The following is a 22,788-nucleotide window of genomic DNA, read 5'->3' on the forward strand; positions in this document are numbered from 1 at the left end:
GCCCTGGGCGGTGGTGTCGGAGTAAAGGTTTGGTCCGCCGAGGTCGAGCGCCAGTGTCCGTCGGGGTAGCTTCCGTGCGCTGCGAAGTGGCGGCCAGCCGGAGTGGGCTCTGCCTTCCAGATTCCCCTCTTCTTGGTGACCGTTGCGAGACGACGGTTCTGTAGCGCTACGGCGGTCGTCTTGTGGGTAGTGCCGGTCATCACCCCCTCGGGGCAACCCGCCACGATCCAGGCGAGTACTTCAAGCTGGCGGCTGTTCACGGTCCGGTTATCCACTGCCTGAGTATCTCGACGGCGCCCTTCAAACCGTTCGTCGTTCAGGCCGTGTCTGCGGCCTTGGCATACTCCGATGCGAGCCGCTTCATGGCCTTCTCGCGGTCTGATTCGAGCTTGCGCACGTCGCGCCGTAGCGCCGGATCTGCCGCGTAAGTTTCCGCGAGATCTGCGTCCTTGAGGATGCGGCTGATGACGCCGTTGCTCAATCCGGTGGCCTCGCGGATTTCGCGGTAGCTGAACCCGCGGTCCTTCATTTTGAAGATGGCAATCTCTTGGGCGGGAGTAGTCGCCCTCGCACGGCCGACCTTGATGCCGTTGTCCCGGAGGTAGTCCAGCCGATCCTTGGTCCGCTCAATGAGCAGGGCACGTTCGAACTCGGCGAACAGGGTGAGCATGCCAAAGAAGAGTGCGTCCTTGGGGTCGGTCGGATCGTAGGCCTTGCCACCGATGACAAGCGTGATGCTGTTGGCCTCGAGGTGCTTGGAGATGGTGTTCAGCTCGTCGGCGCTGCGGCCCAGCCGATCCAACTTGGTCACGTGAAGCTCATCCCCCGAAGTCAGCTCTTCGAGCAGGCTGTAGAGCACCTTGCGTTTGGCCTTCGCGCCCGAGACGACTTCGGTTTCGATGTGCTCCCGGGGTACGCCGTAGCGGACGAGCTCCTCGATCTGGGTTGACGGGTCCTGGCGAGCACTGCTCACCCTTCCGTAGCCGTACTTCATGGCTTCCTCCTGACTTCCCGAACGGGTTCCGACGTGGAATATCGGAACGGGTTTCGAGCATGCGGCTGTCCGCGGGAGCCGGGTACGAGGTCGGTCGTGTTGGAGCGCCGGTGCGAGCGTTCGGGAACCGAAGCAATCGGAACAGCGTGAGCCACCCAGTTCTGTCGGCGCTGTCTCATAGCCTTTCGGGGAGACAGTTGCGACCCACCGGGCGCCGCTGACCGCGTCGACCAGAGAGCCACCCATGACCTACTACACCGCAACTGAACTTCGGCAACAGGCAGGCAGCCTGACGGCGAGTGCCGCGCAGTCAGAGCTCTCCCGACTGTCGAAGTCAGCAACTGGCAACTATGACGTCTTCCTGAGCCACAGCTTCAGCGATGCCCTACTCATTCTTGGTTTGAAGCGCACGCTGGAGGCAGACGGGCTCACGGTATACGTCGACTGGCTCGAAGACCCGCAGCTCGACAGGCGAAGCGTGAATGCAACCACCGCAGCTCACCTCCGCGAGCAGATGAAGAGGTGCAAGTCGCTTGTGTATGCAACTTCTCAGAACGCATCCACTTCAAGATGGATGCCATGGGAACTCGGGTTCTTCGACGGCACCCACGGGCCAGAGAAGGTTGCCATCTGTCCGATCACAACGGGAACAGGCACCTACACCGGCGAGGAGTACCTGGGCCTCTACAAGACTCTGGAGAAAGTTCGTGACGCGGGCGTCCTGCGCCCGTTTGTAGTCCGGCAGTCGGGACGTCAGGCAGAGCGCTTGGGCTCATTCGCAGCTGGGCGCGGCACGTACGTGGGGTTGTCGTAGCCTGCGCGTGACGGCACCACCTGGCGCAGCGTCAATGTCCCTTTAGCCCGGTGCGCAGTGACAGGCGACCGGCCTAATGGCAGTGTGCCCACACAGCTATTGCGATCCCCGCCAAAAGCAGCGGACCGTAGACCGGCGCCACCGCCCAAGAACGAATGTCCTCCCAGTCGGGCCAATAGTTGACCTTCGTACCCCCAGGTCCTGCAAGTGCGGGATTCAAGGCGAATGCCGGGATGTCACCCCCCGCTGAGACACTGTCGTAGAGCTTGCGGAATGCGCGCTCTTGCTTGAGGTAGTTGGCATCGAGGAGACCAAAGATGGCGACCGCGATCAGCCCAAGGACGGCTACCCAGAACTGTTGCTTCGTCACCGCGTAGCCGTAGGTCAGCGTGACGATGGGAAGCAGCCAAGTCTTGGCTGCAGACGACGCCTGCGACATCCGCGTGACGATCGCTTGAACGAATGTCAGGTGTTGGCGCCTGTCCTCGGGGGAAACATCTCCTGCCCGAGACGGCAGCGTTGAGCGCACGAGCGCGAGAGTCTGCTCTTGGGCGTTTGAGCTCTCGGCTGCATCGGCTGGCCAGGACAGAGTCAGAGCATCGCCAGCCCACCGGGGCACCACGTGGAAGTGCACATGTGGAATGGTTTGCGTTGCTGTTACGCCAGTCGACTGGATGAGATTGAGCCCGTCGGGAGATACCGCCGACCGGACTGCGATCGCTGTTCGCCTTACGGCAGCGCCAAGTTGCCGACTCTCCGCATCGGTCAGGTCAACGTGTTCGGCCACGTGCCTATTTGGGACGACCAACGTGTGACCGCGAGTGGCAGGCGTGAGAGGGAAGAAGGCCGTGACGTTCTGGTCTTGGTAAACGACCCGAGCATTCGGGTCCTCACCTTTGACGATCTGACAGAAGGGACATGGGCCGCTGCTTGTCATCGGCGGACCACACCCTGCGAGGACCAATGCTCAATGCTGCTAGCCAATGCCTTGTACGTGGCCTGGGTATCGATTCGGTTCTGCCAGTCCCGGGCCGTCGGGTCAAAGATTGGGACGCCAGAGAGGCCGGCCACCGCGAAGGGATCGCCCCCGATGGAGTCCGCCGTTCCCATGGACGAGATGCCATGGATGCGAACCCCGAGCATCGGCTTCTTGTCTGCCCAGGCCTTTTGGATTTCGTACTTGACCCACGGGCGGGCGGCAGTTTCCTTGCCGATCAGCACGATGACGGCACGCTTATAGGCCATCTCCCCGTCAATCCACTTCTGGATGGCGGCGGCCCCACCGCGCTGAACCGCTTCCCACTGCTGCGAGTTCAGGAGTGGCTGCCCTTCGAGTGCGTTGATGTTCTTGATCAGCTGCACGCGGTGCACGTCGCGGTCGTAATGAAAGCTGTAGAAGACGGTCTTGGCCATGGTCGTTCCCTGGTCTCGGAGTCTGGGACTTCGACCCTAGCGACACCTTCCGACAGTTAGGCAGGTGCGCGGAGACACAGTAGATGGCTTCATTGTTCAATCGGCCTTGCCCTGCCACAACTCCCAACGGTTCGCGCGGCCGCGGCGAACCTCGGCATCGGGGAACTCTGCCTGAAGCTCCTGTAGCCGGGCGACCACCTCGTTGATGCTCAAACCTGAAGGTACGACTGCGAGCGGTTTGGGCTTGGGTGCCGTGGGCTGGGCCGGGTCGTTGCGCCGGGTGGCGAAGGATTCAAGCATCTTCATGAGTTCGGCGTGGATGGCGCGCTGTCCTGGCCAGGCGGGGCACGGGCCGACATAGGGCGGCGTGACATAGCCGTGCTGGTATGCCGGAAGTGCGCAGTCAGAGCACATATCTGCGTGCTCCTGCCGGGGAACCTCGAGGAGCTTCTTGAGACGCCATTGCGTGACGTCACGGTCGGCGCGAATACTTGATCGCTCCGAACGGCCGGTCGATTCCTTCAGGCGACCTTCAAGCTCAACCACCCCGACCCGGAGTTCGCGGACCTCCTCAATCCGCCGCTTGCTGTAGAGGTAGTGCGTCCAAGCTCCTCCGGTCCCGGGGAAGGCGACCGTGCTCGTCTGGGACGTCCTCGGGGTCGCCCACCACCGGGACGAGCCGTCCCACGGTGGCTCGAAGCGCCTCAATGGCGGCTTCGAGTTTGGCAATGTCGGCAGCCCTCCGCTCCGGCGCCATGGCGGGAAACCGTTCACCGGACTTCAGCCCATCAAGCTCGGACTCCTTGTGCGCAAGAACGCATCGGGCTTCGAGAAGTCGAAGGCGGGCCTGGTCGCGGTCGGAGTCGTAGCACTGAAGGTTCGCCTCCCGCTCCACGTCCTTGGCAGCAAGGCGCTTCTCAGCCTCGCGGTCCATGCGTGCAAGCCGCGCTTGCATCTGCCGTTTGGTCATTTGCCGGAAGCCAGGTTCTGCCCGCTCCCACTCCTCCATGACCTCTTGCGCGCGCTCGAGGTCCCCTGCTTGCTCCTCCATGCGCCAGGGATTCCAGAACTGGTCGCGGTGGAGGTCCATAAATAGGTCTCGCGCAGCTTCATGCTCTTCGAAGGTTGAGCTGACTCCTGCCTTGGCGCGCCACAGGTGCTCACCGTCGGAATAGACGCCCTCGGGCAGGGTCAGCGTTGCCGCGTGAGATGCCATGGATTGATGTTCCGTGTCCTGCGGCCTGGATGCAACGGGGTCGAGGTGACGCAAACCGACAGACCTCGCCTGCCACCCGCAGAGCTGTCGGCTACTGCTGTGGTGCCCGCGCCAGTCAGGAGGCGGGCAGTAGGGGCAACTCTCAAGGCGAAGCTCCCCAACCGGCGACTTCAATCACAGTTGGGGAGCTTCAGTAGCGGGTAACCATTCCGCACAAGGAGGGTGAGGCCGACAACTCATTCAGCCTCACACATCACTATCAGTCACCAGCAGCCCGAACGAACCTCACGGAGCTATAGAACGGACTGTAGGTGTGTGGGTCCTGTTTCCACTGGTAGGAGGAATCAAGGTCCGAGCCGTAGTAGAGCGGCACGTCAATCTTGTTGCTCGTCCCAGTGCCAGTGTTGGCAGTCTGCAAGCCGTAAGTGGCTGGAGACTCGTCCGCACCAAACTTGCCGTTGACCTTGCCCTGAATGCGAGCACCTTCGACGGTCAGCTCGTAGTAGCGAGTCCCACCTGCGCTGAAGCCCACTGTGGTCGGGAGGGTGTTCTGCACAGTGGGTGTGTACTCCCACTTCACGGTGAATACTTGCGGACGTGCCGCCCGAGAAGGCCAGTTAGCAGCAACCCTGAAAGTGCTCGACTGGCCAGCCGTGATGCTGAGGTTTCGGGACTGGAAGGGAGCGGTGTCCCAGTCCTTCTGAACTGGTGCCATCTGTTGACCCGTTGTCGGGCTCGCGGCAACCTCGCTGCCCTGGCTAAACATGGGTTCACCGGCTTGGTTCTTCATGCTGAAGGTCCCCTGGTTCTCCAACTGGGCAACCTGTGGAGTGCCCAACAGCCAGCGAGTCACGGTGGTGGTGACAGCCTGACCGGCGTCCTCCTGAACCACTCCCTGCGCCTTTGGCTGGTATAGATCCACAGCGAAATCATGGAACTCGTTATCTCGGAAATCCGTCTGCATCGTGCTTTCCGGACCCCCATCAGCCTTGACTCCTTCGTAGGCACATTCCTTGTCGTAGAAGCCTGCTCCGCCGGTTCCTCTCGCGTCAGAACCAGCTGCACCCCACAGCGCGTGGTTGGCGGGTGAGTCTCCCGCGCCTGTACCGGTGATCTTTGCGCTGAGGAGGGAGCCGGACCAGTTCTTTGACGAGTCGTTGTTGGCGACTTGCTCGATGGCCGTCCCCCTGCCATTGGTCGCTCCCCGCGCCAATGCGTAGCCGTCGGCGTTGCAGTGATTGCTCACCGCCTGGAAGAAGTTGGTCAGTTCGGGCGTCTGGGCCTGGATGTAGTAGTCCTCGGAAAGGGTGAAAGCACCGTTGTTGACCCAATCGGTGCCCGTGGTCCCACAGCCTGCCCATGCGCCTTGAGTCATAGTCACGTCTTCCCAGCGCGAGTAGGTGAAGGCCCAGCCGCGGATCTGCGTGCACTTCTGGGGCTGCTCGGTACGGGTGTAGTGACTTAGGTATGCGTAGTAGGTCCGCTCAGTGACGTTCAGGACCGCGCCTTCGGCCAGCCATTGCTTGTTGGAGTCCGTAAGCGTCACCTTGCCGTGATCAGCGGCGTCGGTGGCGTTGCCCGCGATGGCGATCTGCGTTGCCGTTGGCTCCGTTTCGGAAGCGGCGGCGTTGTCGAGGAGCTGGCCGTAGGGCGTCTTCACGTCGCCCGCGGTTTGCGGTGTGAACTGTGTGGGCCCTGGATGGGTCGTACCGGTTCCGTCAGCGACCTCGGTCCTCCACAGGTAGGGGTAGGTGGCGCCGGGAAGGTCAGACTCAGTGACCTTGGTTCGGGTGACTGTCTGCGTGTCGCTGGGCCGCGAGAAGCACCAGGCACCTCGTCGCGAGAGCGCCGCTTGGGTGTCACCGTTCATGGAGTCACCTGCGCTGTTCTCCTGAGGCACCCAGCCACTTTCGTCGTTCTGGGAGGCTCGTGCGCGGGATGCTCTCACCCACTTGTGGTAGTTCGAGTCAGCCTTACTGGTATCGACGGTGGGACAGCGGAGAAGGCAGTTCAAGCGGGCTTCAGTGGCGGTGTCGTAGGTGTCGGTGGCGGTCGCGCCGCCTAGGTGCACCTTGGTATCCCACATGGCCAGGTCGCTGCACTGGGTACCCCAGGTGATGCCGGGTCCGTCGTCCCACACATAGCTACAGCCGATGACCATGCCGCCACCGGAGTAGTGCTGGGTGTCGAGTTTCTCGATACGGTCACGGGCGTCGTTGTAGTAGCCAGATCCGTTGCCCAAGCCGTCGATGTAACTGTTCACGACCCCTGAGCTTGAGTTCTTGGAGGAGGCAGCGTTGGAGAGGAATCCGTCGCCACCGTTGCCGTTGTAGGCCGAGGTCATCAGGGCCCAGATGAACGTAGATCGCTTGCAGCCTGCGATCAGGCTCGCAGGGAGGTCGTTCTCGCCGTAGCCGCCGCACCACTCAGCAGCATCGGAGTTGAAGGCGTTCCATGCGCTCGTGTTGGCCGTGGGCTTCTGGGTGGGCTGCGCCATGTTCTTGTTGCCGTATAGCTTCCAGGTGGCCTGGTAGCCGTTGCAGGAGCTCCCTCCTGAACCACCGCCGCCGACGCCGTCCCAAGCGCTTGCGGAACTGATCGTCCCTCCGACGGTGAGTATTAGAAACGTAAAAAGACCAGTGAGAAATCCAAGTCCCACAGCCCTTCGTAATTGTTGATTGTCCATGTCCGTTCTCCTAGTAGTTCGCTCAAGTCATAGGTGTGAGCACTATCAGCAGGAGAATGCAAAGCAAGAGCCCCGACAATCACACCATCGGAGAACAGTGCTTCTAGTGATTGCCGGGGCCCTTGCGACCCTATTGACTGCGAGGAACCAACTGTGAAACCTCCACGCGGTCAACTATCAACTGGTGTAGTAGCCACCGTCCGCGACCGCGAAGGTCGTAGGGGCACCAGAGGGAGCGAGGGAGGCGTCGGCGATCAGGATGCTGCCTGAGACTTTCGTCGCCGAGCTGAACTGCACGTCGACCTTCAGCGTGGCGGCATTGCTCGATCCGCCGGTGCAGGTCAGGGCGTGGAGCCCAGTCAGGGTGCCGTGAACTTCATTGGTCGCGCTGATGGGCAGCGTCGCGGAGTTCCCGTCTACGTAGACAGGCTTGGTGGAGTTGGTGTCGATGCCAGCAGCCTGCGAAACCGTCACGGTTCGATTGCTGTTCACGGTGAACGCGATGGATTGTTCCGCATCGCCGCAGAGGTCGTAGTTGGTGGCGCTCCCCTTGGAGAGAATCCATTCGCCGAGGTGGGGCGTGAAGGCTGGAGCGATCTGTCCGTAGCTGATGCTCTTGATACGAGACCTGTAGCCAGCCTTAGAGATCAGCGCCTTGAGCACCAGTGTCTTGCCGGCCTGCGACGCAACGGGCCGATACGCGCGGGCAGCAGCCGTTGAGCCCTTCTTGGCGAGCTTTCCTCCCACGAACCACTGGTAGGACACCATGGCCTTCTTTGCCTTTCCCCGCTTACTAAGCGTGGTGGTGGTAACGGCGTTCGTTCTCCCCACCTTGGACGTGGTGGCGTAGCCAGAACGCTTCTTGCTCCACGCCTTGGCCCAAGACTTGGGCGCAGTAGGGCCGCTCGCAACAGGGACAGGGGTAGCTCCACTAGTAGTGGGTGCGTCACTGAACGAGGGATAGGCCCCGAGATTGTTCTCGTCGTTGTCGCCAGTCACGTCGACCGACAGTCGCTGTACGAGGTCGCCATCAGCAGTGAAGATCGAGACCTTGCCATAGAGGTGGTACCAGCTGGCCGAGAAGATCGCCTTCGGAGTGCTGTAGCTCGTGCCCGGTCCGCCCTGCACACGCTTCACCAAAGTGTTGCCGTGGAAGTAGTTGATCTTCGTGATCGTGGGATTGGCACTGGTCACGGTGCAGTAGGAGTAGGTCTGCGAAGGGTCACCGCCGTTGTGGCAGTGCATGCCGTTGCCTGCGGCCTGCGAAGGAACAGCGGTGGCGGCGAGCCAGACAAGGACGGCAGCCACCACGATTAGGATTCTTTTGAGCATTTGTATTCTCCGATGTTGGTCATTCTTTAAATAGTTCTATTTTATCAGGACTAACTTAGTCCACAATGGGCTCCCGAAACTCCTTCGGCCAGTTCTGAATAGTGCTTCTCGTTCCGATAGTTGCCATACGTTCCACTATCAGAAAGAGGAGGACTAACCCCATGACTGCACCAAACAAGTTCATGACCGTGCGTGAGGCCGCCGCACTATTCGAGCTAACCCCGAAGGGCATGCGCGAGCTGCTCTACCGGGAAGAGGTGCCTCTCTTCAACACCGGCCGTATCCGCATCGAGCGTGCGCTCGTGCTCGCCCTCTACCGCAAATGCGGAGGGCACCTAACACCAGACCTTCTAGGAGAAGACCATGAAACAACCACCTAAGGCGGCGTTGCTGCTACCTGTACTCACCCTCGCCCTGGGCCTGACCGCCTGCACAAACTCAAGCAACAAAGGGACGCAGAAGCCTGAGGCCAGGCCTCCCGCTGCAACAACAGTCGCCGTTGATCCCACCAAGACCGTCAATGCGGTTCCAGATCGGGCAGTGCGCTCGGTTGATCCAACCCTCACGTCCCCGTTGAGCGACGAAGTTTCTAGCGAGGAAGACCTCACCCGTGTCTCCCGAGACCCCAAGAATCCGGTGCACGTCATTGGCTTCAGTGCATTGAGCGCTGGAAGCGAGGACGCACAACGCTTCGCCTCCTACAAGGCGTTCCTGGCGGCCCGAGCAGGCTCCTTCAAGGAGATCTCAGCGGAGGGCTACTCCTGGGGCTATGTAGGAAGCGAACCAGACACCGGGGGCTTCATTCCCCTCGCCGGGCTCGTGGCTAGCTCTTCTTCCGGTGCCGTCCTTGTCTGTACCTGGGGAGGCAACATTGAGAAGACCGAGGATCAGGCAACAGCGACGGCGGCGGTTCATCTCGATGCTATGAAGAAGGTGTGCACTCCAACTTCCTGAGCTGAAACCCGCCGAACGGCTCGACTACTGAGGTAGTCGGGCCGTTCTTCCGTGAGTTCTGAAGGCTTGCTCAGGACGGGATGCCTGTCGAGGGGAACGACCGGCTGCGTGACCGTGCAGAACCCAGTCTTTCGCCGAGAACACTTCGGCGACAGCAGCGACCGTCGGCGCTAACCCAGGCACCAGCGCGGCTGTAGCGGGTGATCTCAGGATCGAAATTGAGCATTGCGATCGGCCACGTAGTTGACGCGTCCGGCGACCACTTCCAGGAAGTACTCCAAGTGCAGCCGCTTCCATGCCCGCAAGGCTCCACCGCTCAACGATTGCCCGTTCACTCGATACCAGCGCTTTCGCTGGTCCTCCACCATGAAGACGCCCTCCACTACTCGCGAGATCTTCCGGTCCCCATGGCCGTAGTTGACGGTGGCTCCCCCGGCCATCGCCAGCTGGGTGATCGTGACGTGTTCTCGGTCCTCGAAGGGGCAACCCTCCACTTGGATCTGGCATTTGCGGTAGACCCCATCGGGGCTTCTATGGAGTCTGTCCTTGTTCATGGAGATAGCTATCGGAAGTCAGCGACACAAGGTCACGGCGGCGCCGCCCCGTCCCTGCCTCGCGTGCGTGCGCGTGCGACTCATTCGCCGGGAGACGCTTCCTTACAACTGGCCACCCGCGCCTGCGGGGTTCTTAAAGTCTGTTAGAAGGCAGCGGGGCGCTGGCACGTTCCGCCTCTTGCCCGCTGCACTTGCCTGTCTTGCGGAGTCACTTGTTGTGCCGATACCTGGGGGACGGCTCATGACCGCCTCCCCCAGACCCCCTAGATCTAGTGGCTGCGCCACCCTTCGCCCCCTTCCCTCCGGGGGCTTCGGAAGCGTCTTGCTGCTGCGCAGCGCTTGAACCTCGATGCCAATGTTCAGCGCTCCGACAGTCCCAACGCTGCCACAGCCACAGTGTTGACTGGCTGTTACCAGAGCCCCGCACGGCGGAGCTCCTGCCAACAAGCATTAGCGAAGCTTATTTATTGCGGGTGGAGTTCGGCAGCGTGGCGAACGGTCCCTGGGCGGCTCCCATACGAAAGCCCCCAACAGACTGAAGGAACGTCAGGGGCTTTCGTGAGCGTCGTTGTGCAAGTTCGCAGCGCATCAAGACACAGGTGTTCTATCAAGACTCTTCAGCTCGACCCACTCGTCCTCGTTGAGCGTCCGAGCAGTAACGAGGAGCTTCTTAGGCGTTCGTCGTGGATCGGTCTTCTCATAGCAGTGGTCCCACAGGCGATCTGCTCGCTCTGCACCCAAGGCCTCCTGCCAGTAGTAGCGGAGACTCCAGATGTTCTTGAACTTGCGCTTCTCCACCCTCAGTAGCGCGTCGTTGAGCCTCCAAGTCGCCACGGACTTTCCTGCGACGCTCATCTCTACGAGCGTGATGATCCCCTGACGACTCAGTAGCTTCTTCGCTTCCTTCGCCTCGTAGGCGGTCAGTCCGCATTGGTCAGCGAGGAAAGCATTGCCGAGCTTGGCGACAGTAAAGCCGCGAACGAGAATCGTGGGGATGGCCTCTTCCAGGATCTTCAGCGCGTTGTCATAGGTCTTGCCGACCTTTGTTCGTTTAGTGAAGAGCATGCCTCGGGCTGCTTGGAGGTCGAGGACGAGTATCTCGTCGGGTTGCAGGGTTGGCTCCGGTAGAGCTGTGTCGATCATTTGGATTCCTTCAGTCAAGTGGCCCACTGCGAAACAGGCCGAGATTGACTATCGGAATGAACTCCACCCGCAATAGCTCGCATACGCGGCTAGGGCCTGGCTAGCCTGCTTCCTCGTCCAGCCCGAACTCCCACTCCCGCTCCTCCTCGGTCATGGCGAGCAGCCGCTTCTCCTCATGGGCGGACACCGCGAAGGAATCGTGCAAGTCAGCTGGTGCTTCGATCTCAGCGGGTTCGAGTCTGTAGGCGTCGAATGCATCGAGCCCAGCTTGATCAAGCTCCTGCTGTCGGTACTGGTCGTCCCATTCATCCATGGCTTCATCACTGAGGCGCTGGTTGTAGAACTCCTCCTCGCTCGCTGCCAGTTCTTGCTCGAAGACCCATCGAGCGGCCTGCTCCGCATTGTCGAAATGAGGGCTTTCTCCGCCGAGCGGACAGTCGCGAATACTGGCCCGGCAGGGAGCAGGGTCACCCTTGCTGTTGATGTGGAACCTCGCACTCACCACAACCCGCCTCCGATGAGTGTTCCGGCTCGTCGTGCCCGCCTCTCAAGCACAAGGGGGTGCACCCATGCCTCCACTGCTGCTCGTCGCTCAGCGCTCACTGGAAACTTTCGCTGAGATGCCTTGATGGGACGAGGGACGAGGTAGTCCGCCATGACTCGGGCGTAGATCTCATAGCAAGCAAGCGGGTCCTGGGTGTGGCCAGCGGAACCACCGAACGGGCAGTTCGCCGGATCACCAGCTCTACATAGCGAGGGATCTCCGGTCTTCGGATTGACGTGATACTGAGCCATAGGACACCCCCTTGGTGCTGAGGACTTGACCGCTGAGTACAGATATCAGCGACGGCAGAGGCACCCATCCCCTGCCAATGCGCCGGTCCACAGTGAGACGACTGGCCATCACCGAGCCTGACCTGATTCAGCGACATAAGACCAACGACGGCGTCACGTGGGACCTGTACACCGTCCCTTTCCCTATGGCCTCGGCGAAGTTGTCCAAAGCTGTTGGCACGCTCAGGACAGCGCACCAGCAAGCCCAAGCCCTGCGCTCGGCGACTTAGAGCAGGAGTCCACTGGCTACCGAAGTGGTAGAGCGTAGCTACGCTGCTCGACCGGGTGAAACAGAAACTTTCCCACTGGCTCTGACTGGCCGTGGCCCCGCCGCCACACCTTGTCGGTACGAGTCGCAATGATGTGACCATGCCGGTTCTACTCATTGCGACCTCTCCTCGGGGGACCGGGATCACCGCTCCCGACCAGCCCACAGCCGAGCACGTGCGCCAGATCCTCGCGGGCGCATTCAGTGACGTTCAGAAGCGAGCACACACGGTGGACGTCGGCATTGGCATCGAAGCCTTTGACGCAGGCAAACCTTCTGTTGACGGCTGGATACTCATTCGCCTGGCACTCTGACCAGCACCCCTTGAATCGGGAAGGCACCGCCTGGGGCATCCCCGTTGCAAGCGACTAGGAACTTCCCGCTACGGACCGTTCCAGAGCCTGTCGTGTTCGGCCTCCGCGCATGGACCACAAAGCACGCGTTCTGAGCCATCGGAAGACGTGACGAGCGTCTTTACAGATCCCCAAGTGATGAGGGCCCCACACTCGTCGCAGTAATCCTCGACAGCGTCGTCATCGGGCATCCTCGAGGCACCTCGCCAGCGGTCTTCAGGGTCGTGCGGTCGGGTCCACATTAGTGGCTGAACCGTCCCCTTCCTCCGGCCAGACAGACCCTCGGTCTGAAGGTGCTAGTAGCTGCCGAGAGCTGGTCCAGAAAAAAGAAAGCCCTGCTGACGCTGGGCTGAGGCGCGGCACACTGCTGCCGCTGCCCGCTCCCCTACTCCCAGTGTCGGGGCTTCGCCTCTCCACGTTTGGAGGGTGAGAATCGGGGTGTCGACCTGTTACATACCGCAGCGAGGGGCCCGAAGGGCACCCGAAATGCGGAGAGCGCTTGCGCGCCTTGTGAGCATCTTGTCGCACTGTTTACAGTGCCTGACTGGGCGGCCGACAGTGCCCCCTCTGGGGGTCTGGCGGGATGGGGTCAGGGGAAGAGCTTTCTCTTCCCCTCAGAACTGGTCCAGCCAGTTCTAGCTTCTGACTGTGCAGCATCGCTGCCAGTGCTTTCTATGACGCGAAGCGTCATTTGCTTTTTCCCCCGTTCTTGCTGCGCGTGCGTGTAGGGGGTGGCCAACAGGGTGCACCTGACTTGGGACCCCGATATTGGCCTGGGTTACACCCCCACCACGCGGCTCTCCCAAGGCAGTGTGGTCCCACGGAAGCCACTAAACCCATGAGCACCATCGAAGACAACCGCGCACTCGCCGCACAGAACTACCGAACCCAGGGCAAGGACGAGGCGTGGATAGCCGCGAAGCTAGACGCCCTCTTTCCCCTGCCAGCACCAGCAAGCCCACCAATGCCACCCAGCGAAAGCGAGCTGAAAGACGCTATAGCTGAACAGCTGGAGCACCTGGCCAACGATGATGAGGAGCCAGAAGTGCGGCCAGAGACGCCCTGGCCTACGCGCCTTGAGATCACCCCCGCTCCTCGGAAGCTCGATCTATCCGGCGAGGGAGCCAGTGACTACGGCAAGCTCACCGCCGACGAGAAGGCTCCCCACGAGGCTGAGGCCTTGAAGCTCCTGGAGGAAACGCAGCGACGGGAGGCTGCCAAAGCGAAGCGAGCCGTGAAGAGAGCGGCCAACCACGCTGCCCACCCCACTTGGTATCGCCGTGGGCTCACCCAGCAGGACAAGGACTTCCTGGCGTTCCTGACCCAGTTCCAGTACGCGAAGGCCAAGCATCTGGCCCTGCTCCACAACACGAGCGAGAAGAACGCCTACAGACGCTTAAAGGGGCTTCAGGAATATGGCTTCGTCACGGAGCGTCCGCTCCACGACACAACCAGCCTCTGGGCACCGACCTCCAAGAGCGTGAAGCAGTCGCCCTTCAAGGGAGTGATCCCGGCCAAGGCTCCCGCCCGAGCACAGTGGGCTCGCATGCCCCACAACTTCGTGATGGCCTACATCGGCGCTGCACTCCAAGGCGGCTCGCTCAATGTTCTCGGCATGACCAGCTTTGAGGAGCTGGAAGCCACGGTCGGGTCCAAGGAGTACGAGGATGCCGCTCGCCACAATCAGCGTGTCCGTGAGCGCAACGCTGAGCGTCTCCAAGCCAACGGTTGGACCATCTACGCCGAACCCCTCATCACTGCCGCTCGACGCCGTTCCCACCTTCCTGAGTCCGCTCCCTATGCCGCACTAGCCGAGGAGGTCACCCAGGTGCGGGGCAAGCCAGCAGTGAAGATCCCGGATCTGGTCGTAGGGCGAGACGACTTTAAGGCTGCCGTGGAGGTTGAGTTGAACTGGAAGGGGAAGGCGAGGATGGAGGACATTCTCCAGACCTACCGCTCCACCAGCTTCGAGAAGATTTTCTACATCACCCCGGACGCTGAGGATCGGGCCAACCTCACCGCCATGCTCAAGCATCCCAACTGGCTTGAGCTGCGGAAGCGCTTCGTCGTCATGCCCTTGCTGGTTCCGGCAGGTGCGGGTGGCCTGGAGGTCTACAAAGGTGACTCGACCTTCCTCTACCGATTGTGACTGTGCGAGTCAGGCCTTCGCATCCACGATGAGCCCTGCGAGATCCAACTCAAGGCGATCCGCCGCTAAGCGCCTGCGGGTCAGGGTGTCTCCTTCGCAGACTTCCACGTAGGGATGGCCACCCACCCAGAACCCCCGGTCCAGATCCTTGGCGAACCTACTGTTGGTGGCTGCCTTTTCGCGCATGGAATCGGAGCAGTTCCCGAGGTTGATCTCCTTGCCCAGGAGAGGCTCAACATCCACGCCATTGACCTTGAGCAGGTCTATGGAAACCACACCGATGAGTCCGTTGAGCGCGGTGCAGGAGTTCGGGGCAGATAGGGGGAAGCCCATCTCGCTGGCTTCCAGGACCGCGGCGGCCCGTCCGGCCCATGCACCGGCGCGGATGCCTCCCACCGAGGGCTGATCAATGAGCGGCTTCCAGAAGCTGTCGTGGTCGAGGGAGCCCAAGCTGTAGATAGCCTCGCTCACCACGTACTTCCCTGCGGGCAACCTGACCCAAGCTTCTGTCGCTCCGTCTTGCGGAAGAATGGGGGTGAACTCCTGGTCGGCCATGAGTGGACCCTATCTAGCGCCATGGTTGCTGGACGCGGGAATGGACCGAGTGTCCGTAAGAGCGCTGATTCGCTCCAGCAGGGACTCCCGCCCTGAGTGCCTCGACTACAGCCCGCATGGGGTTGCGGCTGTAGCTGTCGTCTCCCCGGGAAGCTGACGACATTCGACGGAATACCCACTGGCTGCAATACCGCACGGGGAGACACGACTTCCTGCAGGTGCAGCAACCTGAGCCCGGCATCGCTCCGAGCAGCTACTCGTCGCCCACTGCATTCTCGTTAGGTCGCTGGATGTCCAATCCCGGATCTAGCCATCTCTCACCAGGATCTTGAATCGATGGAAGCGCCGCGCACCAAGGCCAAAGCTGCAGACACTGCAACACGCGCAACAACTCAGGGGACACCTATCGGCCTACGCAAAGCGAGAGTCGCTCGCGCGTTACCGGTGCATCCGATCTAAGAAGCGGTCGCGACGAGCGACGCTAGCCCAGCCCGCACCGTCGCCGGGAGACTTCGGATCGTGAAGTCGGTGATCGACCAACGCAGTTCGTCGAGTGGGATCGAGCGAAGCGCCTCCACCGCCTCACTGGCGGCCTCCTCGGACTTGACGTCTTGCAGGACCTCTACAAGCACATCGCGGACGTGCCAGCGGTTGTGGTGTGTTCCGAGCCGCGCGAGAGCGCGGACGACCTGACCCAACGCTTTCGGACTCTGAGTTCCCCGTGCCACGCGACGCAGAAAGTTGGCGAGAGTGTCGCAGTATTCAAAGGAGAAACTGCCGACACCGACGTGCTCGGCAAAGCGCTGGATGACCCGACCAAAGGCCGGCGCATCCCACTCCCATAGCCACTTGATTGAGGTGAGATCCATCCAGGGCAGAACGCGGACCAAGGAAGCCATGTCGTCGTCATTGTCTTCATCAAGTGTCAGCGCCCACTCGGCCACCTTGATGAGGTCCTCCCCGCCGGGACGGCTCAAAAGTCTGTCGCGCAGTCGCTCCGCCTGTTCTTCGCGCGTTTCCCATGAGTCATGTGTTGCCTTCGCCCCAATGGCCCGCTCCATGGCCTCTACAAAGTTCCCCGAGCTGAAATCGATCACCTAGACGCGGTCGTCGGCCATCAGCCGATTGAGCAGCCGCGGCACGTCGAGCACGCTTTCAACCGCGGCCCAGGCGGCTCCCGAGACGCGAGCCAACTGTTCGGCTGCCTCCACGTCGTCGCTCGGAGCCAGGATGATCAGCTCCTGGAGGTTGGACGCCGCAGCCGTGGCCTCGAACTCCTCGGTGGCCCGGCAGTCCGACAGGAGCAGGGTCACCTTGCGCCGAGCGCCGGCCTTGGTCAACTGCGAGCGGGCTTGCTCGAGAGCGGCGGCCAGCGAGGTCGTCCCGTGACCGCGCAGGGACAGGATCGACGCCACCGTTTCGCTGGCCGATCGCCGCTCGGTCATCGACTTGAGCACGTCGACCCGGGCGGCGAAGGTGATCACCGCGTTCTCGCGGGGGGCCAGGCTGGCACAAGCGGCAGCCGCCACCGCCGCTGTCGTCAGGCGGGCACCGTTCATCGAGCCCGACCTGTCGATCACCAGGCACAGCGCGAGCTCAGGCTTCGACCAGTCGCTGACGAGGAGCTCGTCGAGTCGCGCACTGCGGCCTTCCGCGCGGGCTGAGAGCACCCGGTCCATGGATCGGTCGAGGTCGACGTCGCCGGCGTCCAGGGCTGGGCGGATGCGCCGCTTCGAGATCCCGGATGACTTCGGCAGTCCACGCCGTGTCTGATCCAGGATGAGCCGAGGAGCCAGGCGACGCACCTGGCTGCGAAGTTCCGGGTCGGTCGCCAACGACATCTCTACCAGCAGCGACAGCGTCTCGTCGGCGCCGTCCGCCAGCGCCGAGTTCAGAGCTTCCTGGTCGAGGACGCCGACCTCCGGTGACAGCTCGGCGAACCGCGGGTTGCGGGCCAGGTCGGATCGGCCGGTCGTGCGCTCACCGCGCGGGCGGTCACGCGCTTCCGGGCTGGGCTTCGGCTGGGGCGAGCCCGCCGGGGGTGGCGGGCTCAGGGTTCCCCCGGCGACCCCTCGGAGTCGGAGTCGTCCGTCGAGTCGTCTGTCGGCTCGGGCCCGAAGATCCGCTCGTACATCTCGCGCACCACGTCCTCGGGGCTGCGGCCAGTGGAGTCGTGGAGTCGGATCCGGCCGCTGAGGGACACCGTCGAAGCGGCCAGGCCGACATGCCAGTCATCGACCGGCACGCCGCGGAGCCCGGCCAGCTCCACCGCGATCCGGGCAATGTCGATCGCGCCGCGCACCGACGAACCCCACTCGAGGCCATCGTGCTCGCGGGAGGCACGCACGAGAGCCACCACCTTGGCACGCCAGGACGGGTCGATGTCGGGGGAGTGCAGGGAGACGATGTCGCGCTCCGCCTCGGCCGACTGATAGCCCATCGAGATGCGGCAGGTGCGGTCATACAGGGCGCTGGAGACACGCGCCGTGCCGACGGCGTCGAAGGGGTTCATCGCGGCGACGACGCCGAAGCCGGGCGCCGCGAAGACGCGTCCCAGACGGGGTACGGCGATCTCCTTCTCCGACATCGCGGCAAGGAGCACGTTCAGGGTCTCCTCGGGAATCCGGTTGAGCTCCTCGACATAGAGCAGGCCGCCGGTCCTCATCGCCTCGAGCAGCGGCCCGTCCTCGAAGATCTCGGCCGCATAGCCGCGCTCCAGGACCAGGGCCGGATCGAAGTGCCCGATGAGGCGCGCGGGCGTGAGTTCCGCGTTGCCCTCTACCAGGACGAACGGGATCTCCCTATCGCGAGCTACCTGCCGGAGCAGGGTGGACTTGCCGGTCCCGGGTGGGCCCTCGAGGAGCACGTGGGCGCCACTGAGCAGCGCGGCTTCGAGGATCTGGGCCTCGTCCGCGCGGGCGACCGCGGCCAAGGGCGCGACGAGGGACGTCGTCGCACCCTTGGCGGGAATCGGTGCTGTGTTCACTCAGTGCTCGTGAACCACGACGCCGCGCACGTTCTTGCCGGCGAGGAGGTCGTCGTACCCCTCGTTGACCTGGTCGAGGCGATACGTGCGCGTGATGATCTCGTCCAGCTTGAGGTCGCCGCTCTGATAGAGGCCGAGGATCTTGGGGATGTCGACGGTGGGGTTGCAGTCGCCGAAGAGGCTGCCCTTGATGGTCTTGCGGAACAGGGTCAGGATCGAGCCGGGCAGCTCGATGTTCTGCTCGTCGAGCTTGTTCAACCCGGTCACTACGACGGTGCCGCCCTTGCCGATGGCGTTGAAGCCACTGGCGACGATCTCCGAGGTGAGCAGTCCCGGCGTGAGGATCGCAGAGTCGGCCCCCTGGCCACGGGTGAGCTCCACGATCTTGTCCTGTGCCTCTTCGGCGCTGGCGAAGGCGTGCGTCGCGCCCAGCTCCATCGCCTTCTCGCGCTTGTTCTCCAACGGGTCGATGGCCACGATGTTCTTGGCACCCGAGAGGCGGGCGCCCTGCACGGCGTTGATGCCGATGCCGCCGATCCCGTAGATCGCAACGGTGTCACCCGCCTTGACGTTGGCGGTGTTCACGGCAGCGCCCCAGCCGGTCGGCACACCGCAGCCCACGAGGACCGCCTTCTCGAGCGGCAGGTCGTCATCGACCTTGACGCAGGAGTTCTGGTGGATCACGCCGTACTGGCTGAAGGTGCCGAGCATGCACATGGCGCCGTACTGACCGCGCGGACCGGAGATCGGGAAGCGCTCGCCCGGCAGGTAGCCCTCGAGGATGGTGGCACCCATGTCGCAGATCGACTGCTGGCCACTGGCGCAGTAGCGACAGCTGCCGCAGTTGGGGATGAACGAGCAGACGACATGGTCGCCGACCTTGACGCGCGTGACGCCGGGGCCGACTTCCTCGATGATGCCGGCGCCCTCGTGGCCCAGCACCATCGGGAGGCGCGCCTCGAGGTCACCATGCGCGATGTGCACGTCCGAGTGGCACAGACCGGCGTGCGTGTAGCGGATCAGGACCTCCCCGGCTTGCGGTCCGTCGAGGTCGAGCTCTTCGATCTCAATCGGCTTACCGGTCTCGTAAACGACGGCGGCGATGGTCTTCACAGGGGCTCCTAGGTTGTGATCGGGCTCACACCGTGGCAAGATATCGGCAGAGATTCTGTTCAATATCTGGACAAGTCGCGATCGCGGCGTCCCCCAGACTTTGTGACGGCGGTCACCCGGCCGCCGGCTGCGAAGGGAACCCGCCACATGGACCCGCACCTGTCTGCTGGACCACCACGCACCAGCGTCCGCGAAGACATCGCGCTGTCGTGGAGACGCGTGACCATGGCGGGTCTCGACCCGTCCGCAGAGTTCGACACCGCGGCCCACGACGTCGACCCGGGCAGTTCGCTGCTGACGGGTGCGACGCCGGTGCTCGAAGAGCTCGAGGATCATCTGCGAGGAAGCAACTACTCCACGCTGCTGGTGGACCGCGACTGCCGCGTCGTTCGGCGATGGTTCGACGACCCGCGCCTGGAGGACGGCTTCGACTCGCTCAAGGTCACGCTCGGAGCCAGCCTTCTGGAGGAGAACATCGGCACCAACGCGCTGGGCACCGCCATGGTCACCCGGCAGGGCATCAGCATCAACGGGCGCGAACACTTCGCGCAGGCCCTCCAGAGGTTCAGCTGCTACGGCCACCCGATCAGGCACCCGCTCACCAAACGCATCGAAGGCGTCCTCGACATCACGACGATCGCCGAGCAGAGCAGCCCGCTCCTGCCGCCGCTGGTCTCCCGGGCTGTGCACGACATCGAGCAGCGACTCCTCGACGGAAGCCGAACGTCGGAGAAGAGTCTGCTCCAGGCGTTCCAGGCGGCCGCCGGCCTGCGCCGCCGAGCCATCTTGGCGATCGGGGAGGACATCGTGTTGTCCAACCACGCCGCCAACGACCTGCTCAGTCCCGGCGACATCGCGCTGCTTCGCGCGCTTGCCGAGGAGCCGCAGCGACAGGAGCAGACCCTGGAGCTCACGCTCGAGGGAGGCGACGCTGTGAGCATCGAGATCTCGCGAGTGGGAGGCGCTCGACGGGGCGCGCTCCTGCGGGTGGACCGCGTGAGCGGGGACCGGGCTCGGGCGGTGATGACTCAGACCCAGCTCAAGGAGATCGGTGCCCCTCGCATCATCACGGGCGTCCCGGGAACTGGTCGTTCCACGCGGGCGAGGGAGTTGGCGGCCGAGCATCCCCCGCTGAAGATGATGCGACCTGCGGCGGCACTCCTCGAAGGTGGTGCCGAGTGGGCGTGCGAGTTCGAGGACGCGATGCGTCGTCCGAAAGGGACGGTCTGCGTGGACGGGATCGACCTGCTGCCCGATGAGTTGCTCGACCTCGTCGTCGACTGGGTGGAGCGGGACCCGCGCCCAGACCTGATCTTCACCGCAGGACCGGTCTCGGGCCTCACCGGTCGCGCGGCCGCTCTGGCCGGGATGGCGATGAGTCGAGAGGAGCTCGTCCCGCTGTCCGCGCGACGCAAGGACATCCCCGGCCTGGCTGCGGCAATGCTGAGCGAGGTCGCACCCAACGGGGCGGTTCACCTGGCTCCGAGCCTCATCGGGGCCCTCACCGCCCAACCGTGGCCGGGCAACCTGCGTGAGCTGAAGGCCGTGATCCACCAATTGGCCCAGCAGCGAACTGTCGGAGCCCTCACCGTGCCGGACCTCCCGGAGCAGTACCGCGTGACGTCGCCCGATCATCGGCTGACGGCCCTGGACCAGGCGGAGCGAGACGTGATCGTCACGGCGCTCAAGGCAGCAGACGGCAACAAGGTGCGAGCAGCCGACGAACTGGGCATGTCGCGCACAACTCTCTACGCGCGCATGCGAACGCTGCGCATCACGACGTATTGATCGCCCTTGATCGCCGTCGTCGTCGCCGTGGAGTGTCCAGAGACTGAACAACGGCGCGGACCAACGGGAGTGATCCTGTCTCATGGACCTAGCACGGTGCTGGCCCCCGTACCCGGAGGCATCCCATGACCGCTGTTCTACCCGACCTGCACGCTTCGGTGTTGCCTGCCGTGCGTGACTTCCTGAAAGCCCCGAAGCAACTGTTCATCGGTGGCGAATGGGTGGACGCCGCGAGCGGCGAGACGTTCGAGACCATCGACCCGGCCACCGGTCGAGTCCTCACGACGGCCGCCCGCGGCGGCGCCGAAGACATCGACCGGGCCGTCTCGGCCGCGCGCACCGCGTTCGAGGGCGAGTGGTCGCTCTGGACGCCCGCCCAGCGGCAGCGCATCCTGTTCCAGATAAGCGAGGCCATCCGCGATCGCGCGGAGGAGTTCGCCCAGATCGAGTCTCTCGACAACGGCAAGTCTGCCGGCGTCGCCCAGGCGGTCGACGTCCTGTGGACCGCAGAGCTTTTCGCGTACTACGCCGGCTGGGCCACCAAGATCGAGGGCCGGACCATCCCGGTCTCGGTCCCGTGGGCTCCCGGCGCGCAGTGGCACGCCTACACGCTGCGCCAGCCCGTCGGCGTGTGCGGCGGCATCGTCCCCTGGAACTTCCCGCTACTGATGGCTGCCTTCAAGGTGCCGGCCGCACTGGCCACCGGGAACACGTCGGTGCTCAAGCCGGCCGAGCAGACGCCGCTCTCGGCGCTGCTCCTGGCCGAGGTGATGGCCGAGGCCGGTCTCCCCGACGGTGTGTTCAACGTCGTGACCGGCTACGGCGAGGCCGGCGCTGCGCTGGCCTCGCACATGGACGTGGACAAGATCGCCTTCACCGGATCGACCGAGGTCGGCAAGCTTGTCGTCGACGCGGCTCGCGGCAACCTGAAGAAGGTCTCGCTGGAGCTGGGCGGCAAGAGCCCGCAGGTGGTGTATGCCGATGCGGACCTCAGCGCAGCGATCCCCGGTGTGGCCAGTGGTTTCCTCTTCAACCACGGCCAGGCCTGCACGTCCGGCACGCGGCTGCTCGTGGAGGAGTCGATCTTCGAGGAGTTCACCCAAGGCGTTGCGGAGGTGGCCGGGGCGAGCAAGATCGGCCACGGCCTCGACCCCACCTCCGAGGTCGGTCCGCTCGTCGACGGCACCCAGCTCGAACGTGTTACCGGCTACATCGAGGCAGGTCTTCGCGACGGCGCCCGCGCGCTAACCGGCGGCGCTCGCCACGGCACGGAGGGCTTCTATGTCGAGCCCACCCTGCTGGTCGATGTGGACGACTCGTTCAGCGTCTACCGCGAGGAGATCTTCGGTCCGGTGGCCGTCGCGACTCCGTTCAAGGCCGATGAGGGGGTCCGTCGTCAAGCCAACGACACTCCGTTCGGACTCGCCGCCAGCGTCTGGACGCGTGACGTCTCCAAGGCCCACCGGACTGCGCGCGAGATCAACGCGGGCACGGTGTGGGTCAACTGCCACAACGCCTTCGACGCGGCCATGCCCTTCGGCGGCTTCAAGCAGTCCGGTTGGGGCCGCGAGCTCGGGGAAGGCGCCATCGATCTCTACACGCAGAACAAGTCCGTCAACATCGCCATCTGATCGAA

Annotated in this window: 22 protein-coding genes; 7 read left to right on the top strand and 15 right to left on the bottom strand. The window is 63.3% G+C overall.

All coding sequences use genetic code 11. The annotated features are described in order from the left end of the window. Positions 1–316: 316 nt before the first annotated feature. The gene (locus ASD30_RS09760) at positions 317–994 is read right to left on the bottom strand and encodes a recombinase family protein (protein WP_056680760.1); all 678 of its coding nucleotides are present in this window, start codon (positions 992–994) and stop codon (positions 317–319) included. 244 nt (positions 995–1,238) lie between these two features. Between ASD30_RS09760 and ASD30_RS09765 the strand changes: the two genes are divergently transcribed. Next, positions 1,239–1,808, top strand: a complete 570-nt coding sequence (locus ASD30_RS09765) for a TIR domain-containing protein (protein ID WP_056680763.1) — start codon at positions 1,239–1,241, stop codon at positions 1,806–1,808. A 73-nt stretch (positions 1,809–1,881) separates the two neighbouring features. On the opposite strand, the gene ASD30_RS26030 is transcribed toward ASD30_RS09765, so the two are convergent. From ASD30_RS26030 to ASD30_RS09795, 6 genes are all read right to left on the bottom strand, one after another. Continuing rightward, on the bottom strand, positions 1,882–2,745 hold the full coding sequence (locus tag ASD30_RS26030) for an HIT family protein (protein ID WP_082563729.1): 864 nt from the start codon (positions 2,743–2,745) through the stop codon (positions 1,882–1,884). Then, a complete protein-coding gene (locus ASD30_RS09775) occupies positions 2,742–3,221 on the bottom strand; it encodes a TIR domain-containing protein (protein ID WP_056680769.1) in 480 nt (159 codons plus the stop codon). The genes ASD30_RS26030 and ASD30_RS09775 overlap by 4 nt, the downstream gene beginning before the upstream one ends. Before the next feature lie 96 nt (positions 3,222–3,317). Then, positions 3,318–3,767, bottom strand: coding sequence for a hypothetical protein (locus tag ASD30_RS26890; protein WP_162250937.1), 450 nt, complete (start codon positions 3,765–3,767; stop codon positions 3,318–3,320). Positions 3,768–3,792: 25 nt separating this feature from the next. Then, positions 3,793–4,437, bottom strand: coding sequence for a hypothetical protein (locus tag ASD30_RS09785; protein ID WP_056680775.1), 645 nt, complete (start codon positions 4,435–4,437; stop codon positions 3,793–3,795). Positions 4,438–4,696: 259 nt separating this feature from the next. Next, a complete protein-coding gene (locus ASD30_RS09790) occupies positions 4,697–7,123 on the bottom strand; it encodes a hypothetical protein (protein WP_156393586.1) in 2,427 nt (808 codons plus the stop codon). 177 nt (positions 7,124–7,300) lie between these two features. Further along, positions 7,301–8,431 (bottom strand): hypothetical protein, encoded by a 1,131-nt coding sequence (locus ASD30_RS09795; protein ID WP_235532555.1) that lies wholly within the window; start codon positions 8,429–8,431, stop codon positions 7,301–7,303. 185 nt (positions 8,432–8,616) lie between these two features. Here ASD30_RS09795 and ASD30_RS09800 point away from each other — a divergent pair, with 185 nt between their 5' ends. Both ASD30_RS09800 and ASD30_RS26535 read left to right on the top strand, forming a co-directional pair. Next, positions 8,617–8,835: a hypothetical protein gene (locus tag ASD30_RS09800; protein WP_156393588.1), complete on the top strand. Its 219-nt coding sequence runs from the start codon at positions 8,617–8,619 to the stop codon at positions 8,833–8,835. Then, a complete protein-coding gene (locus ASD30_RS26535; protein ID WP_156393589.1) occupies positions 8,819–9,409 on the top strand; it encodes a hypothetical protein in 591 nt (196 codons plus the stop codon). Before ASD30_RS09800 ends, ASD30_RS26535 begins: the two co-directional genes overlap by 17 nt. 206 nt (positions 9,410–9,615) lie before the next feature. Here ASD30_RS26535 and ASD30_RS09805 read toward each other — a convergent pair whose 3' ends face one another. The 3 genes from ASD30_RS09805 to ASD30_RS09815 form a co-directional block, all read right to left on the bottom strand. Next, on the bottom strand, positions 9,616–9,963 hold the full coding sequence (locus ASD30_RS09805) for a hypothetical protein (RefSeq protein ID WP_056680787.1): 348 nt from the start codon (positions 9,961–9,963) through the stop codon (positions 9,616–9,618). A gap of 588 nt (positions 9,964–10,551) precedes the next feature. Further along, entirely contained in the window at positions 10,552–11,106 is a 555-nt protein-coding gene (locus ASD30_RS09810; RefSeq protein WP_056680789.1) for a hypothetical protein, read from the bottom strand. Positions 11,107–11,206: 100 nt separating this feature from the next. Beyond that, the gene (locus tag ASD30_RS09815; RefSeq protein WP_156393590.1) at positions 11,207–11,608 is read right to left on the bottom strand and encodes a hypothetical protein; all 402 of its coding nucleotides are present in this window, start codon (positions 11,606–11,608) and stop codon (positions 11,207–11,209) included. A 701-nt stretch (positions 11,609–12,309) separates the two neighbouring features. Between ASD30_RS09815 and ASD30_RS27500 the strand changes: the two genes are divergently transcribed. Together ASD30_RS27500 and ASD30_RS09825 are read left to right on the top strand one after the other, a co-directional pair. Then, a complete protein-coding gene (locus tag ASD30_RS27500) occupies positions 12,310–12,522 on the top strand; it encodes a hypothetical protein (RefSeq protein ID WP_156393591.1) in 213 nt (70 codons plus the stop codon). Between the two features lie 877 nt (positions 12,523–13,399). Then, positions 13,400–14,710, top strand: coding sequence for a hypothetical protein (locus ASD30_RS09825; protein ID WP_156393592.1), 1,311 nt, complete (start codon positions 13,400–13,402; stop codon positions 14,708–14,710). Between the two features lie 9 nt (positions 14,711–14,719). On the opposite strand, the gene ASD30_RS09830 is transcribed toward ASD30_RS09825, so the two are convergent. From ASD30_RS09830 to ASD30_RS09850, 5 genes are all read right to left on the bottom strand, one after another. Then, complete coding sequence (locus tag ASD30_RS09830) at positions 14,720–15,265, bottom strand: hypothetical protein (RefSeq protein WP_056680801.1); 546 nt, start codon at positions 15,263–15,265, stop codon at positions 14,720–14,722. 455 nt (positions 15,266–15,720) lie between these two features. Next, complete coding sequence (locus tag ASD30_RS09835; protein WP_056680803.1) at positions 15,721–16,362, bottom strand: hypothetical protein; 642 nt, start codon at positions 16,360–16,362, stop codon at positions 15,721–15,723. Beyond that, the gene (locus ASD30_RS09840) at positions 16,363–17,106 is read right to left on the bottom strand and encodes a vWA domain-containing protein (protein ID WP_200951129.1); all 744 of its coding nucleotides are present in this window, start codon (positions 17,104–17,106) and stop codon (positions 16,363–16,365) included. Between the two features lie 209 nt (positions 17,107–17,315). Further along, positions 17,316–18,251 carry an AAA family ATPase gene (locus tag ASD30_RS09845; RefSeq protein ID WP_082563730.1) on the bottom strand — a complete coding sequence of 312 codons (936 nt, stop codon included), beginning with the start codon at positions 18,249–18,251 and terminating at the stop codon, positions 17,316–17,318. Then, a complete protein-coding gene (locus tag ASD30_RS09850) occupies positions 18,252–19,364 on the bottom strand; it encodes an NDMA-dependent alcohol dehydrogenase (RefSeq protein WP_056680811.1) in 1,113 nt (370 codons plus the stop codon). It lies immediately after the preceding gene. 147 nt (positions 19,365–19,511) lie between these two features. On the opposite strand from ASD30_RS09850, the gene ASD30_RS09855 reads away from it, so the two are divergent. After that, entirely contained in the window at positions 19,512–21,152 is a 1,641-nt protein-coding gene (locus ASD30_RS09855) for a sigma-54-dependent Fis family transcriptional regulator (RefSeq protein WP_082563731.1), read from the top strand. 125 nt (positions 21,153–21,277) lie between these two features. Then, a complete protein-coding gene (locus tag ASD30_RS09860) occupies positions 21,278–22,783 on the top strand; it encodes an aldehyde dehydrogenase family protein (RefSeq protein ID WP_056680814.1) in 1,506 nt (501 codons plus the stop codon). Positions 22,784–22,788: the final 5 nt, after the last annotated feature.

The organism is Nocardioides sp. Root140 (assembly GCF_001426745.1).
Classification (GTDB): Bacteria; Actinomycetota; Actinomycetes; order Propionibacteriales; family Nocardioidaceae; genus Nocardioides.